Raw genomic sequence first — 13697 nt, forward strand, 5'->3', positions numbered from 1 at the left:
CGCGGCATGGCTGAACAGCGGCGGGACGCGCGGGGCGATCGGGGCGGGCGGGAGGGCGCACAGGTGGCGCGTGAGCGGCACGCGCCGGATGTGCGGGGCGCGGAGGAGCGGGCGTGGGACGAGCTGGTCGCGACGGCCCGCCGCACCGTGACCGACGGGTTGGTCGTCGGTACGTCGGGCAACGTCTCGGTACGCGTCGGGGACACCGTCCTGGTCACGCCGACAGGAGTGCCGTACGACCGGCTGACACCGGGCGACATCGTCGGCGTGGACCTCGACGGCCGGCAGGTGCGCGGTTCGCTCCTTCCGACGAGCGAACTGCCCATGCACCTCACCGTCTACCGCGCCACCGACGCCCGCGCCGTCGTCCACACCCACGCCCCGCACGCGACGGCCGTCTCGACACTCGTCCCCGAGCTCCCGCTGATCCACTACATGGCGGGCGATCTGGGCGGCCCGGTCCGTGTTGCCCCCTATGCGACCTACGGCACCCCAGAGTTGGCCGAGAACATGCGCCAGGCCCTCACCGACCGCGCCGCTTGCCTTCTCCAGAACCACGGCACGATCGCCCACGGCTCGTCCCTCGGCCAGGCCTACGACCGCACCGCCCAGCTGGAGTGGATGTGCCGCGTCTGGCTGACAGCCTCCTCGGTACCAGGACTGTCCCCCACGCTGCTGACACGCGAGCAGGTGGAGGAGGCGGGGGAGCGGCTGAGGGGGTACGGGCAACGGGGGTAAGGGGGACTACTCGTACCCCCTTGGCCGCTCCGCCGGGCGGGGCTCGGCCTCGCCGCGCCGGGTGGCAGTTCCTTCCCGCCGCAGCGAGTTCCTTCCCGCCGCAGCGCTGCTCGGCCCGGACGCACCGATTCGGCGGTGTCGAACCATCCGGCAGCCCTGGAGGTCTGACCGCGCCGCAGCGCGGGTGTCTCTCCCCGCGGCGGTGCGCCGGAAGTCCCCGCTCGCCGTGGCGCGCAGCCGGCTCCCCCCGACACGCCCCGGCGCCGCCGAATCACACGCACCCCCGGAAACAAGGGCCCCACCCGCGCAGGGGTACGTCATCCCGAGCCCCGCTCCCGCTGGCCGATAACGGGCTCCCCCGGGAGACTGAACGCGTGCGCACTGTCAAAGCGACGGCCGCAGCCGTCACCGTAGCCATCGCCGCGGGCGCGGCCTCCGTCGCGGCGGGCCGGTTCGCCAGCGACGCCGCGCTGAAGGCGTCGCCCGGCAGGCCGCTGCCCACCGAGCCCCGGCTCACCGTGCACGCCACGGCGGCGGGCGGGATCACGCTCACCCGTGACCTGGCCTCGCTGCGCCCTGGCAGGTACGGCCTCTCCGGCGACGGCTCCCACGCCGTCGTGGGCCCGGTCATGGAGGCCACGCCCCACCCCGCCGACACGGTCGTACGCCGCCTGGAACGCGTCACCCACGGCACCCTGGAACCCGGCGACAAGGTGTGGCTCACCCCGAACGTCCACATCGGCAACCCGAGCGCCGCCCTCGGCCTCGACCACGCCGACATCGACGTCCCCGGCGAACTCGGCTCCCTGCCCGCCTGGTTCGTGCCGGGCGTCCGCGACACCTGGGTGATCACCGTGCACGGCCTGGGCGCCACCCGCGAACACCCCATGAACGTGCTGGAGTTCCTGAACCGCCACCAGTTCCCCGTACTCGACCTCGCCTACCGCGGCGACCTCGGCGCCCCCCGCTCCCCGGACGGTCTGAACCACCTCGGCGAGACCGAGTGGCGCGACCTCGACGCGGCGATCCGCTACGCCGTGCGCTACGGCGCCGACCAGGTCGTCCTGTTCGGCTGGTCCACCGGCGCCACGATGGCCCTGCGCGCCGCCGCGCACTCCGCGCTGCGCGAGCGGATCTCCGGCCTCGTCCTTGACTCGCCCGTCCTCAGCTGGGAGACCACGCTGCGCGCCCTCGCCACCGCCCGCCACACCCCCAAGCCCCTGCTGCCGCTCGCGGTACGCGCCGCCCAGGGCCGCACGGGCGTACGCGGTGACCGCATCGAGAACGCCGCGCACCCCGACCACCTCAAGGTGCCGACCCTGCTGGTGCACGGCCCGGACGACACCATCGCCCCCTGGGGCCCCTCACGCCGCCTCGCCGAGCGCCGTCCGGAGCTGGTCACCCTGCGCACGGTCCCGCACGCCCCGCACGGCGCCATGTGGAACGCCGACCCGGCAGGCTACGAAGAGGCCCTGCGCCGATTCCTCACACCGCTGATGTAGAAGCCGATGGGAAGCGCCGGAGGGGCTGTTTTCGGCCTGTCCGCCGTGCGAGGACGGGCCCGTTCCGGCTGAACGGGGGCTTGCGGGCGGGGCCCTCGGAAGGGCCAAGCCTCATTCCGTTTGGGTTTTCGGACTGTCAACCGGAAGACTGCACCCGTGACGTCCCGTAATCCGCGCGACTCCAGGCTCCGACTCGTCCGCCCGCGGCCCCTGGCTGCCGCCCCCCGAGCGGTGACCCAGCGCCGCTCGCCCCGCCCCGCACCGCGTCCGCCCGAAGGCACACCGCCGCCCGGGGAACTGGCCCGTATGGCACGCACCGGCCTGTCCGACGCCGCCCGCGTGGCCCGCTGGGCAGATGCCGCACTCGGCCCCGGGCGCGACGGCGCGACGCCCGACGGCAAGGGCACCCTCTCCGACGCCTCCGCCGAACGGGCCGCCGCCGAACTGGGGCTGACCCCGGTTCAGGTCCGCGCGGACTGGGACACCGCACGCCTGGCGGGCCTCATCGAGGTACACGGCGGCAACGCCCGCCCGGGCTGGCGACTGCGCGCCTGGAACCGCGACGACAGCGCCGTACTGCGCGGCTGGGTCGCCCTCTTCGACGCCTGGTCGCTGGCCTATCCGGAGCCCGCGGACCACGAACCGTCCGCCGTCGCCGAAGTCGTCTCCGCGATGCCCCAGGTGCTCTCCTTCCTCCAGCTCTCCGCGGGGCCCGTCCCCATGGAGCAACTCCTCGACCTGCTCGAACAGCGCGTCACGGAACTGCGCACCGAGCGCTGCGAAATCCCCTACGGCCCCCAGCCCGAACCGGCCTCCCAGGCCGCCGCCGAGAACACCCCGCTCGCCCCCCTCCTCGACTGGGCCCTGCACGCCCTGGCCTCCGTGGGCGCGCTCACCTGCGCCGACGGACAGGCCACCCTCACCCCGCTCGGCAGCTGGGCGGTCTGGGTCAAGCTGGAGCAGATCTGCGTCGCCGCGCAGAGCCCCGCCGGGAACATCGAGGCCTCCGCCGAGGACATGCTCCGCGGCTGCGCTCAGCTGCGCCCGAACGCGGCCCGCGCCGAGTACCGCGCCTGGCTCGCCGCCCGCCCCGTCGGCAGCGCCATCACCGAACTCCTCGACGCCGCCCGCGGCGAGGACGCCCTCAGCCGCGGCCTCGCCTTCGAGGCGCTGCGTGTGGTCGGCGCCCCCGCCGAACCCGATGTGCGGGCCGTGGCCGAGGAGACCTCGCTGCGCCCCTACGCCCTGCTGTGGCTCGCCGTGCACGACGGCCACGACCCCGAGGACGCCCACGAGGTGCTCACCCGCACGGAGGCCACCTGGCTCTGGGTCGACACCGCCGCCGCCGTCGCCGACCACGGGGAGGCACCGCTCCTCGTACGCCACCTGGAGTCAGCCGTGCAGCCCACCGTGCCCATGCTCCTCGACGAGGTGCGTGCCGTCGGGCACCCCCGCACCGTGCAGGTCCTGGTCGCGCTCGCCGCCGCCCACCCGGACCCGGCGCTGGCCAAGGCCGTACGCCGGGCCGCCTTCCAGGTGCACACCGGAGGGAACTGACCGGACGGCCCGACGCCTGCTGGGGAGGCGCCTACGCCGCTATCTCGGGGGCGTAGGTGCCGAAGCTCCAGATGTTGCCCTCGATGTCCCGGGCCATGTAGTCCCGCGAGCCGTACTCCTGGTCCGTCGGGGGCATCAGGATCTCCGCGCCGTGGTCCACGGCCTGCTGGTGGTGTGTGTCGACGTCGTCCACGACGACATACACCCCCGTCGGGCCCGCGCCCTTCATCGCGCCGTCGAAGACGCTGCCGGTGCCCTTGGAGCCGAGCATCACCGCGCCATTCCCCTGCACGAGTTCGGCGTGCATCACCGCGCCGTCCTCGCCCTCGTACACCGAAAGCTCGGTGAAGCCGAAGGCCTCCGTGAGCTGCCTGATCGCCGCCTTCGCGTCCGCGTACAACAGTGTCGGGTAGATGCTCGGGCGCCCGCCGTCGATGCCTGCCATGCCGATCACTCCCTCTTGTCCCGCCGCCGGAATCCGATCCGCTGCCCAGTCTGGCACCGGGCACTGACAACGCCCCGGCCCAAGCGGGGAGGGCTCAGCGGAAGGTGTTGCACTGGGCCATGTCGCCGGTGCTGTAGCCCTGGTGGAACCACTGCTGCCGCTGCTCGGCCGAGCCGTGCGTCCAGGTCTCCGGGGTCACCTGGCCCTGGAACCTCTCCTGGATCCGGTCGTCGCCGACGGCCGCCGCCGCGTCCATGCCGTCGCGGATGTCGGCGTCCGTGAGGCTCGTCATCAGCGGCTTGCCCGTCGACGGGTTCTTCGTGGTCGTCGCGTGGTGCGCCCACACCCCGGCATAGCAGTCGGCCTGCAGCTCGACCTTCACCGAGTTGCTGTTCGCGCCGGTCACACCGTCCTGCGACCTGCTCAGCGTCCCCATCAGGTCCTGCACATGGTGCCCGTACTCGTGCGCCACCACGTACGCCTGCGCGAACGGGCCGCCGCTCGAACCGAACTTGGTGCGCAGCTCGTCGAAGAAGCCCAGGTCCAGGTAGACCTTGCGGTCGCCGGGGCAGTAGAAGGGCCCCACGGCGGACGTCGCGGTGCCGCACGCCGTGCCGACGCGGCTGCCGAAGAGGACCGTGGGGGAGCGCGTGTAGGTGCCGCTGCGGCGCGTGAACTCCTGCGTCCAGTAGGTCTGCACGCTGTTGACGACCGCCACGATGCGGCAGTCGTCCTTGGTGTTCGCGTCCTGCCCCGTCCTGCACGTCTGCTGTACCTGCGCGAGGGACGAGGCGGTCGCCGCGGGCTCGTCACTGCCGGAGGAGAGTCCGAGCTGGTCGGGCCCCACCCCGAGGAACAGCCCGAGGAGTAGGGCGATCAGCCCGGCGATGCCGCCGCCCACGGTCGCCTTGCCACCGGGGATCCGGCTCCCGCGCACGTCCTGAACCTCGGAGGTGTCCAGGTCGGCGTCGTCGTCGAACTGCATGGGCACACCACCCTCTGCCGTACGTCGCTCTGTGGCGCCATCCTCGTACGCCCCCAGGACCCCGGCCCCGAGCGGAGGTCCGAACGGGGGACGCCCCCGCCCACCCGCCGTGTCCCGGCAGCCAGTGCGCCGGCCCACGCCTACGCTCTGCGCCTGATCCGTGGACCGAGTGGGCGAAGAGGGGGAAAGGTGGTTGTTCTACCGGTCGAGGTGACGGCCCCGCACCCAGACGCGGCACCACCCCGGCCCCCGGCCGCCGAGCCCGCCCCGCAGCGGTCCGCGGCCCTGCCACGCCCCGCGACCGTGCCGCCCGCAGAATCCGCGCCTCGGCACCACCCGTGTCACCCCCTCCGCCGCTTCCTGCCCCCGGCCCTCGCCCTCCTCCTCGCCGCCCCCGTCCTCGCGGCGGCCCACCAAGCCCGGTCCACCCCCTTCGGGGACCACATCACCGTCCACGCGCGCGTGGCGCACGAGGCACGGCCGTCACTGCGTACGACGAGGGACGCCGTCGAGGCGTACGACGCGGAGACGGGCCGCCCTCGCTGGAGCTACGCGCGGGAGGGGCGTCGTCCGCTGGCCGTGGTCCCCGCGCGCGGGGACGCGATCGCGCTCTGGGACGACGGGCTGGTCACCGACACCGCGCGCGACGACGGCGGCGCGGTGCGCTGGCACCGGGCCCTTCCGGGCGTCTCCCCGTGGCTCGCGGACCACGGGGGGAGTGGCGTGCTGCGGCCTCTCGGCGCCCGCATGCTCGCCGTCGTCACCCCGCAGCGCATCGCCGCCTACCGCATCGCGGACGGCGATCTGCGCTGGGTACTGCCCGCCCGACGGGGATGTGAGTTCGCGCCCGCGCGCGCGGTGCGCCTCGGCACGGCGCTCCTGATCGCACAGCCATGCCCCGCCGGTGACGCCGCCGGCTCCTGGACCGGCGAGATCATCGCGGTGGACGACCTTGGCAGGATCACCCCGGACCGTACGCCGCTGGGCAATGAGCGTCACAGTGCCGGACACCCGAAGGCAGAAAAAGTGGTTGCACGGCCCCGTTAGACTTGGCCCATGGCCATTCTCCTCGCGCATTAGACGGCGGGAACGTCCTCAGCCGTCCACCCCGCCAAACAACCCTGCCCTGGAGTCTGTCCGTGATCTCCGCCTCCGGTATCGAGCTGCGCGCCGGCGCCCGTCTCCTCATCGAGTCCGCCACCTTCCGTATCGCCAAGGGCGACCGCATCGGCCTGGTCGGCCGCAATGGCGCGGGCAAGACGACGCTCACCAAGGTCCTCGCAGGTGAGGGCACCCCCGCCGGTGGCAACGTCACCCGCTCCGGCGAGGTCGGCTACCTGCCCCAGGACCCGCGCACCGGCGACCTCGACATACTCGCCGGCGACCGCATCCTCTCCGCCCGCGGCCTCGACACCCTGATCCGCAAGATGCGCGAGAACGAGCAGCGCATCGCCAACGGCTCGGGCGCCACCCGCGAGAAGGCGATGCGGCAGTACGAGCGCCAGGAGACGGAGTTCCTCACCAAGGGCGGGTACTCCGCCGAGGCCGAGGCCGCCACCATCGCCGCCGCGCTCAACCTGCCCGACCGCGTGCTCCACCAGCCCCTGCACACGCTCTCCGGTGGCCAGCGCCGCCGTATCGAGCTGGCCCGCATCCTGTTCTCGGACGCCGACACGCTCCTCCTCGACGAGCCGACGAACCACCTCGACGCCGACTCGATCGTCTGGCTGCGCGACTACCTGAAGACGTATCGCGGCGGCTTCATCGTGATCTCCCACGACGTCGACCTCGTGGAGACCGTCGTCAACAAGGTCTTCTACCTGGACGCCAACCGCGCCCAGATCGACGTCTACAACATGGGCTGGAAGCTCTACCAGCAGCAGCGCGAGGCCGACGAGAAGCGCCGCAAGCGCGAGCGGCAGAACGCCGAGAAGAAGGCGGCCGTACTGCACTCGCAGGCCGACAAGATGCGCGCCAAGGCCACCAAGACGGTCGCCGCGCAGAACATGGCCAAGCGGGCCGACCGGCTGCTCGCCGGACTCGACGCGGTGCGTGTCTCCGACAAGGTCGCCAAGCTGCGCTTCCCGGAGCCCGCGCCCTGCGGCAAGACCCCGCTCATGGCCGAGGGACTGTCGAAGTCGTACGGCTCCCTGGAGATCTTCACCGACGTCGACCTGGCCATCGACAAGGGCTCCCGTGTCGTCATCCTCGGCCTGAACGGTGCGGGCAAGACGACCCTCCTCAGGCTCCTCGGCGGCGTCGAGACGCCCGACACCGGCTCGGTCGTCGAGGGCCACGGCCTCAAGCTCGGCTACTACGCGCAGGAGCACGAGACCCTCGACCCGGAGCGCACGGTCCTGGAGAACATGCGCACCGCCGCCCCCGACCTGGACCTCGTCGAGGTGCGCAAGACGCTCGGCTCGTTCCTCTTCTCCGGGGACGACGTCGACAAGCCGGCCGGCGTCCTCTCCGGCGGTGAGAAGACCCGTCTCGCGCTCGCGACCCTCGTGGTCTCCTCCGCGAACGTCCTCCTCCTCGACGAGCCCACCAACAACCTCGACCCGGCCAGCCGCGAGGAGATCCTCGGCGCGCTGCAGACCTACAAGGGCGCCGTCGTCCTCGTCACCCACGACGAGGGCGCGGTCGAGGCGCTCCAGCCGGAGCGCATCATCCTGCTGCCCGACGGCGTCGAGGACTTGTGGGGCGCGGACTACCAAGACCTGGTTGCTCTCGCCTGAGCCCCGGGACGCCGTCGTCCGAGCCCCGTGCGACCGGTCAGCGCCGCTTGATCGAATGACTGATCCACTGCGTATGGATCATTCGGCCGATCCGTGATCCATCAATGGTGTGAGATCTCCTCGTACCGAGGTGTGTCCTACATCGATTTTCCGGCCGAGCCCTTCGATCCCAAGGGCTCGGCCGTCCTGCGTCTCTGACCTGGCACTTCGCGGATGAACCCGTTCGGCCGTATGGACACCGCACGGCGGAATCACAGATTCCAGTCGTGGGGACGGGCTCCTGTCGTCAAAACCTTGTCTTACGGACCTTGCCGAATGGGTGGCCATGAGGCCCGGGAGGGGTGATCATGAGAAGTCCAGAGCGCACTTCCCATGAGGAGGCACGGGTGGCCGAGACTCTGAAGAAGGGCAGCCGGGTAACCGGCGCCGCGCGCGACAAGCTCGCGGCAGACCTGAAGAAGAAGTACGACTCCGGTGCGAGCATTCGAGCGCTGGCCGAAGAAACCGGCCGTTCGTATGGCTTCGTGCACCGGATGCTCAGCGAATCGGGCGTCACGCTTCGTGGGCGTGGCGGAGCGACGCGGGGCAAGAAGGCCGCCTCGGCCTGAGGCCGGGCGTCCCCATCGGCTTCGGTGGTGACCACCCGGTCGGTCCGTTGATCGACCGGGTGGTTACTGTGCAGTCACTTAAGGATGTCGTCATTCGGCATCCACTCTGACCGCACGCATCGGAGGCGTCCATGGCTTCGCTCGACCCCGTTCTCGACAAGGACGGCGTACGGCTCACCGTCGACGAATCGGTCGCCACGGTGACCCTGACCAACGCGGCCAAGCGCAACGCCCAGAGTCCCGCGCTGTGGCGGGCGTTGACGCAGGCCGGTCGGTCACTGCCGGGCACCGTCCGTGTGGTCGTGCTGCGCGCCGAGGGCAAGTCCTTCTCCGCGGGGCTCGACCGGCAGGCGTTCACGCCCGAGGGCTTCGACGGTGAGCCGTCGTTCATCGACCTCGCGCGCGGCTCCGACGCGGAGCTGGACGCGACCATCGCCGAGTACCAGGAGGCGTTCACCTGGTGGCGGCGCAGCGACGTCGTGTCCATCGCCGCCGTGCAGGGGCACGCCATCGGTGCGGGGTTCCAGCTTGCCCTCGCCTGTGACCTGCGCGTCGTCGCGGACGACGTGCAGTTCGCCATGCGCGAGACCAGCCTGGGCCTGGTGCCCGACCTCACCGGGACGCATCCGCTGGTGAGCCTCGTGGGGTACGCCCGTGCGCTGGAAATCTGCGCGACGGGGCGGTTTGTGTTGGCCGAGGAGGCCGAGCGCACGGGGCTTGCCAACCTTGCGGTGTCCGCCGACCAGCTTGACGACGCCGTACGTGATCTCGTCGGGGCGCTTTTGGCTGCGCCGCGGGATGCGGTCGTGGAGACGAAGGCGTTGTTGCGCGGGGCGCAGGACCGCACCTATGAGGAGCAGCGTGTTGCCGAGCGGGCCGCTCAAGGGCGCCGGCTGCGGGATCTTGCCGGGGTGGGGGACTGAGGCCGTCCGCTGGCTGCGGGCCGGTGGGGGCTGGTCGCGCAGTTCCCCGCGCCCCTGAAGGGGCTTCTCTAGTGGGCCCTGGTTACCAGTACCGCCACTGATGGGGTGTCCTTCAGGGCGTTCGTGACGGCTGTTCTGACTGCCCTTGCCACGTCGAGGGCTCGCTCGTCTCCCGAGACCGCCACTTCCACGCGTACATGGCGGCGTGGCACCGTCGCGTCACCGCCCCGGGTGTCCTCGATGTGCACCGGGCGCCCCAAGGTGTCCGTCAGGTGGGTCACGCCCGGGACGGACAGGGCGGCGGTGGCGACCCGGGACTCGTCGGCGTGCGTCGGCTCGGCAGCGGGGTGCTCGTCGGGTCGGGGCGCGGACGCAGGGGTTTCGTCGGTGTCCAGCCCTGTTACCCGCAGGTCCACCTCCGTGACCGTGAGGCCCAGTCGTTCCGTTGCCGCCGTGGCCAGGGACTGGCGCAGGCGGGCCGCCGTTGTCGGGAGGGGTTCGACGCCGGGGGCCGTGGGGTCCGCCGAGGCCGTGAACTCCGCGCTGATGCGGAGGGGGCCCGGCGGCAGCGCGCTGGGCGGCGGGGGCACCGCGGGGTCGTACGACTGGTCGGGGTCGGCGAGGGCGATCCGGAGCGTGCCGAGGCGGATTCCGCGCACGGGAGCCGCCGCACGCCGCAGTACGGAGTCGGCGGCGCCCTCCGTGATCCACGCGCCGTCGCGCGGGCCGCCGAGGGGCAGCAGCCTGCCGAGCCCGAGCTGATGCCGTACGACCTGAGCCCATCCGTCCGCCGTCATTGCTCCAGCCTGCCGCATCCCCGGCGCGGGAGGGCGCAACCCCACTTACTGTGGGCGAAGGACGACGACCGAAAGGGATGTACGGCGATGACCGACATGACGGAGCGGAAGCGGCCGGAGACCCCCGAGGGCGAGAAAGAGCCGCTGGGGACGCGTAAGCCCACCAAACGTGGCGGTGGTGACCCCGCGACCAGGGGTCGGACCACCATCGCGGACGGAGTGGTGGAGAAGATCGCCGGCCTCGCGGCCCGCGACGTACTGGGCGTGCATGCGATGGGCAGCGGGCTCAGCCGGACCTTCGGGGCCGTGCGGGACCGGGTGCCCGGCGGTACGAAGTCCGTGTCACGGGGTGTCAAGGCCGAGGTCGGGGAGCTGCAGACCGCGCTCGATCTGGAGATCGTCGTCGATTACGGCGTGTCGATCGCGGACGTGGCCCGCGCAGTGCGGGAGAACGTCATCGCGGCCGTCGAGCGCATGACCGGACTCGAGGTCGTCGAGGTCAACATCGCCGTCAGCGACGTAAAGCTGCCGGACGAAGAGGACGAGGAGCCGGAGTCGCGGCTCCAGTGACATCCCGGACGCTGAATCGACCAACCCCGCCACCACACCGCTCGAACCAGCCAACGAACCGCTGAGGAGCGCACCATGAGCTTGGCCGTGATCGGCATGATCGCCGGAATGGCGCTGGGCTTCGCCGGGTACTTCGGGGGTTTCGGGGCCTTCCTCCTGGTGGCCGCCCTCGGTGCCATCGGCTTCGTCGTCGGTCGGTTCCTCGAAGGGGACCTGGACGTCGGGGACTTCTTCCGTTCCCGCGACGACCGGCGGCGGTGACGCGTGCCCCCTCAGCCCGACCGGCTCGGTGAGACGCGGCGGCGAGCGGCGGACATCGCGCCGGCCGAGCGGGGCGCGACCCGGATCGCCGACCGGGTCGTGGCGAAGATCGCCGGGCAGGCGGCACGCGAGGTGCTGGAGGCGCTGCCCCCGGACGCCGCGCCCCCGCACGCCACGGTCGTCGTCCACCACGACACCGCCCGCATCCGCGTGAGCCTCGAACTCGACTATCCCTCCGACATCGGTGGCCGGTGCAATGCGGTGCGTCGTCATGTCGCCGAGCGGGTAGATGCGTTGGCGGGGATGGAAGTACCGGAGGTGGCCGTCCAGGTGGAGCGGCTGCATCTGGTGCAGGCACCCGGCGCGGCACACGGGAGGACGCAATGAGCGAGTCCCAGGGATCCGAGGGCAGCACCCAACGGCTGCCCGTCTTGGAGAAGGCCGCCGAGACCGAACTCGGCCAGTCCGCCTCCGCGGCGGCCTACGAACCGCTGCCCACCCTCGACGACGAGGACGGGGGAGAAGGCCGCTTCTGGTCGGCCCGCCGCATCCCCGCGGGGATTCTCGCGGTCCTTGTCCTCGTCGGAGCGGGCGCCCTCCTGTACGACGTCGCGGCCGTACGCGCCGACCGGCCCGCCATGCACTGGCGCAGGTCGCTGGCCCAGCAGCTCGCCGAACGCCCCCTCGACGACACCTGGGTCCTCGTCGGCGCCGGAGTGGCCACCGCCCTCGGGCTCTGGCTGATCGTCCTCGCGGCGACGCCGGGACTGCGCGACGTACTGCCGATGCGGCGCACCCACGCCGACGTACGGGCCGGTCTGCACCGGGACGCCGCCGCGACCGCGCTGCGCGACCGGGCCATGGAGGTCGCCGGAGTCCAGTCGGTCCGCGTCCGGATGGGACGGACGAAGGTCGACGTCCGGGCGGTCTCCCACTTCCGTGAACTCGACGACGTACGCGGCGACTTGGACTCCACCCTCGCCGACGGCATCAAGGGGCTCGGCCTCTCCCGGCCGCCCGCCCTGTCGGTGCACGTCGCCCGCCCCGGCCGGAAGGGATGAGACGGATGCTCCGGATCGTCAACCGGGTACTGCTGGGCGTCATCGGCCTGGCGCTGGTCGTCCTCGGCGGCTCCGTGCTCGCGGTGGGGCTGGGTGCGAATCCGCCTTCGTGGTGGATCCACGACGGGCGGCACGACGTGCTGCTCAGCGACGCGGACCGCGCGCGATGGCGGGACGAGGGCTGGTGGTGGCCGGTCGTCATCGCCGTCCTCGCGCTGCTCGTCCTGCTCGCCCTGTGGTGGCTGTCCGCCGTGCTGCGGCGGCGCCGGCTCGCCGAGGTGCTCGTCGACACCGGCGACGGCGAGGGCGCGCTGCTGCGCGGGCGGGCCCTGGAGGGCGTACTGGCCGACGAGGCCGGGCAGTTGGACGGCGTCCAGCGGGCGCAGGTCCATCTGACCGGGCGGCGCAGCGGCCCCGAGGCACGCGTCCAGCTGCTCCTTGAACCGCATGTGGACCCGGGGCAGGCACTGCACTCGCTGACCACGGAGGCGCTCGCGCACGCACGCGACTCGGCGGGCCTTGCCGCGCTCCCCGCCGAGGTACGCCTCCGCGGGGTCAAGCACCGCGCCGAGCGCGTCAGTTGAACCCCGGCCAGGCGTACTGGGCTGGGCCGGCGAAGTCCGGTGCGGTTCGGCAGCGCCCCGAAGGGGCGCGGGGCTGTGACATATGCGGCGGCTCCGCCGCGTGGGCGCGACCAGCCACGACGGACCCGCAGGCGACAACCGACCTTCCAGAGGAGCACTCAGCGCCCGCTCAGAACCCGCTCCGCATGCCGCCGTCCACCGGCAGCATGATGCCCGTCAGGTACGAGGCCGCCGGGGAGAGCAGGAACGCGGCCGTGCGGCCGAACTCGTCCGGAGTGCCGTAGCGCCGCAGCGGAATGCGGGACTCGTTGGCGGCGCGGGTCGCGTCCGGGTCGGGCGAGAGGCCGTCCAGCTCACGGACGCGGTCCGTGTCGATGCGGGACGGGAGCAGGCCGAGGACGCGGATGCCGCGCGGGCCCAGCTCGTCCGCGAGGGACTTGGCGAACCCTGCGAGGCCGGGGCGCAGCCCGTTGGAGATCGTCAGACCCGGGATCGGCTCGTGGACGGAGGCGGAGAGCACGAAGCCGATGACGCCGCCCTCGCCGAGCTCCTCTGCGGCCGTACGGGCCAGCCGGACCGCGCCCAGGAAGACGGACTCGAACGCGGCCGTCCACTGCTCGTCCGTGTTGTCCGCGACGAACCCGGGAGCCGGGCCGCCGACGCTGATCAGGATGCCGTCGAAGCGGCCGAAGTGCTGCCGCGCGGCCTTGACGAGCTGTGCGGCGGCCGCGGGGTCGGCATTGTCGGCGGCCACCCCGACCGCGTTGGGGCCGAGCGCGGTCGCCGCCTCGGTGACGGTCTTCTCGTCGCGCCCGGTGATGATCACCTTCGCGCCGTCGGCGACGAGCTCACGCGCGGCGGCGTTGCCCAGGCCACGGGTGGCTCCCGTGACGACGTACACACGGTCCTTCAGTCCAAGATCCATGGC

The 13697-nt window shown here is 72.3% G+C and carries 16 protein-coding genes; 12 read left to right on the plus strand and 4 right to left on the minus strand.

Going from position 1 to position 13697, the window contains the following annotated elements; translation table 11 throughout:
• Positions 1–6: 6 nt before the first annotated feature.
• The 3 genes from OG266_RS34820 (at position 7) to OG266_RS34830 (ending at position 3797) form a co-directional block, all read left to right on the plus strand.
• Positions 7–738, plus strand: a complete 732-nt coding sequence (locus OG266_RS34820; protein WP_266466205.1) for a class II aldolase/adducin family protein — start codon at positions 7–9, stop codon at positions 736–738.
• Between the two features lie 374 nt (positions 739–1112).
• Positions 1113–2240, plus strand: coding sequence for a S9 family peptidase (locus tag OG266_RS34825; RefSeq protein ID WP_266466209.1), 1128 nt, complete (start codon positions 1113–1115; stop codon positions 2238–2240).
• Between the two features lie 156 nt (positions 2241–2396).
• Entirely contained in the window at positions 2397–3797 is a 1401-nt protein-coding gene (locus OG266_RS34830; RefSeq protein WP_266466212.1) for a hypothetical protein, read from the plus strand.
• 31 nt (positions 3798–3828) lie between these two features.
• Here the strand turns inward: OG266_RS34830 and OG266_RS34835 are convergent, their stop codons facing one another.
• Both OG266_RS34835 and OG266_RS34840 read right to left on the minus strand, forming a co-directional pair.
• Positions 3829–4242 carry a VOC family protein gene (locus OG266_RS34835; protein WP_266466218.1) on the minus strand — a complete coding sequence of 138 codons (414 nt, stop codon included), beginning with the start codon at positions 4240–4242 and terminating at the stop codon, positions 3829–3831.
• A gap of 94 nt (positions 4243–4336) precedes the next feature.
• The gene (locus OG266_RS34840) at positions 4337–5227 is read right to left on the minus strand and encodes a neutral zinc metallopeptidase (RefSeq protein ID WP_266466223.1); all 891 of its coding nucleotides are present in this window, start codon (positions 5225–5227) and stop codon (positions 4337–4339) included.
• A 189-nt stretch (positions 5228–5416) separates the two neighbouring features.
• On the opposite strand from OG266_RS34840, the gene OG266_RS34845 reads away from it, so the two are divergent.
• From OG266_RS34845 to OG266_RS34860, 4 genes are all read left to right on the plus strand, one after another.
• Positions 5417–6274, plus strand: coding sequence for a hypothetical protein (locus OG266_RS34845; protein WP_371550583.1), 858 nt, complete (start codon positions 5417–5419; stop codon positions 6272–6274).
• A 92-nt stretch (positions 6275–6366) separates the two neighbouring features.
• Complete coding sequence (locus OG266_RS34850; RefSeq protein WP_266466235.1) at positions 6367–7965, plus strand: ABC-F family ATP-binding cassette domain-containing protein; 1599 nt, start codon at positions 6367–6369, stop codon at positions 7963–7965.
• Positions 7966–8351: 386 nt separating this feature from the next.
• Positions 8352–8573 (plus strand): helix-turn-helix domain-containing protein, encoded by a 222-nt coding sequence (locus OG266_RS34855; protein ID WP_006123601.1) that lies wholly within the window; start codon positions 8352–8354, stop codon positions 8571–8573.
• Positions 8574–8704: 131 nt separating this feature from the next.
• On the plus strand, positions 8705–9496 hold the full coding sequence (locus OG266_RS34860; protein WP_326724005.1) for an enoyl-CoA hydratase/isomerase family protein: 792 nt from the start codon (positions 8705–8707) through the stop codon (positions 9494–9496).
• 68 nt (positions 9497–9564) lie between these two features.
• Here OG266_RS34860 and OG266_RS34865 read toward each other — a convergent pair whose 3' ends face one another.
• Positions 9565–10293, minus strand: coding sequence for a nucleopolyhedrovirus P10 family protein (locus tag OG266_RS34865; protein WP_371550589.1), 729 nt, complete (start codon positions 10291–10293; stop codon positions 9565–9567).
• An 87-nt stretch (positions 10294–10380) separates the two neighbouring features.
• On the opposite strand from OG266_RS34865, the gene OG266_RS34870 reads away from it, so the two are divergent.
• The 5 genes from OG266_RS34870 to amaP all read left to right on the plus strand — a co-directional run bounded on the left by OG266_RS34870 (position 10381) and on the right by amaP (position 12769).
• Positions 10381–10863 carry an Asp23/Gls24 family envelope stress response protein gene (locus OG266_RS34870; RefSeq protein WP_266466245.1) on the plus strand — a complete coding sequence of 161 codons (483 nt, stop codon included), beginning with the start codon at positions 10381–10383 and terminating at the stop codon, positions 10861–10863.
• A gap of 75 nt (positions 10864–10938) precedes the next feature.
• Positions 10939–11124 (plus strand): hypothetical protein, encoded by a 186-nt coding sequence (locus OG266_RS34875; protein WP_266466246.1) that lies wholly within the window; start codon positions 10939–10941, stop codon positions 11122–11124.
• A 3-nt stretch (positions 11125–11127) separates the two neighbouring features.
• Complete coding sequence (locus OG266_RS34880) at positions 11128–11511, plus strand: Asp23/Gls24 family envelope stress response protein (RefSeq protein ID WP_266466248.1); 384 nt, start codon at positions 11128–11130, stop codon at positions 11509–11511.
• The gene (locus OG266_RS34885) at positions 11508–12185 is read left to right on the plus strand and encodes a DUF6286 domain-containing protein (protein WP_266466251.1); all 678 of its coding nucleotides are present in this window, start codon (positions 11508–11510) and stop codon (positions 12183–12185) included. Before OG266_RS34880 ends, OG266_RS34885 begins: the two co-directional genes overlap by 4 nt.
• A 5-nt stretch (positions 12186–12190) precedes the next feature.
• Positions 12191–12769: an alkaline shock response membrane anchor protein AmaP gene (gene amaP, locus OG266_RS34890; protein WP_371550592.1), complete on the plus strand. Its 579-nt coding sequence runs from the start codon at positions 12191–12193 to the stop codon at positions 12767–12769.
• A 169-nt stretch (positions 12770–12938) separates the two neighbouring features.
• On the opposite strand, the gene OG266_RS34895 is transcribed toward amaP, so the two are convergent.
• Entirely contained in the window at positions 12939–13694 is a 756-nt protein-coding gene (locus tag OG266_RS34895) for an SDR family oxidoreductase (protein WP_371550594.1), read from the minus strand.
• Positions 13695–13697: the final 3 nt, after the last annotated feature.

Origin of the sequence: Streptomyces sp. NBC_00554 (assembly GCF_041431135.1) — a bacterium.
Taxonomy (GTDB): Bacteria; Actinomycetota; Actinomycetes; order Streptomycetales; family Streptomycetaceae; genus Streptomyces.

Bases quoted from the DNA above. Each gene is read 5' to 3' on its own strand.
- amaP (WP_371550592.1), top strand. From the start codon at position 12,191: ATGCTCCGGATCGTCAACCGGGTACTGCTGGGCGTCATCGGCCTGGCG.
- OG266_RS34820 (WP_266466205.1), top strand. From the start codon at position 7: ATGGCTGAACAGCGGCGGGACGCGCGGGGCGATCGGGGCGGGCGGGAG.
- OG266_RS34840 (WP_266466223.1), bottom strand. From the start codon at position 5,227: ATGCAGTTCGACGACGACGCCGACCTGGACACCTCCGAGGTTCAGGAC.
- OG266_RS34865 (WP_371550589.1), bottom strand. From the start codon at position 10,293: ATGACGGCGGACGGATGGGCTCAGGTCGTACGGCATCAGCTCGGGCTC.
- OG266_RS34860 (WP_326724005.1), top strand. From the start codon at position 8,705: ATGGCTTCGCTCGACCCCGTTCTCGACAAGGACGGCGTACGGCTCACC.
- OG266_RS34835 (WP_266466218.1), bottom strand. From the start codon at position 4,242: ATGGCAGGCATCGACGGCGGGCGCCCGAGCATCTACCCGACACTGTTG.
- OG266_RS34875 (WP_266466246.1), top strand. From the start codon at position 10,939: ATGAGCTTGGCCGTGATCGGCATGATCGCCGGAATGGCGCTGGGCTTC.
- OG266_RS34895 (WP_371550594.1), bottom strand. From the start codon at position 13,694: ATGGATCTTGGACTGAAGGACCGTGTGTACGTCGTCACGGGAGCCACC.
- OG266_RS34885 (WP_266466251.1), top strand. From the start codon at position 11,508: ATGAGCGAGTCCCAGGGATCCGAGGGCAGCACCCAACGGCTGCCCGTC.
- OG266_RS34870 (WP_266466245.1), top strand. From the start codon at position 10,381: ATGACCGACATGACGGAGCGGAAGCGGCCGGAGACCCCCGAGGGCGAG.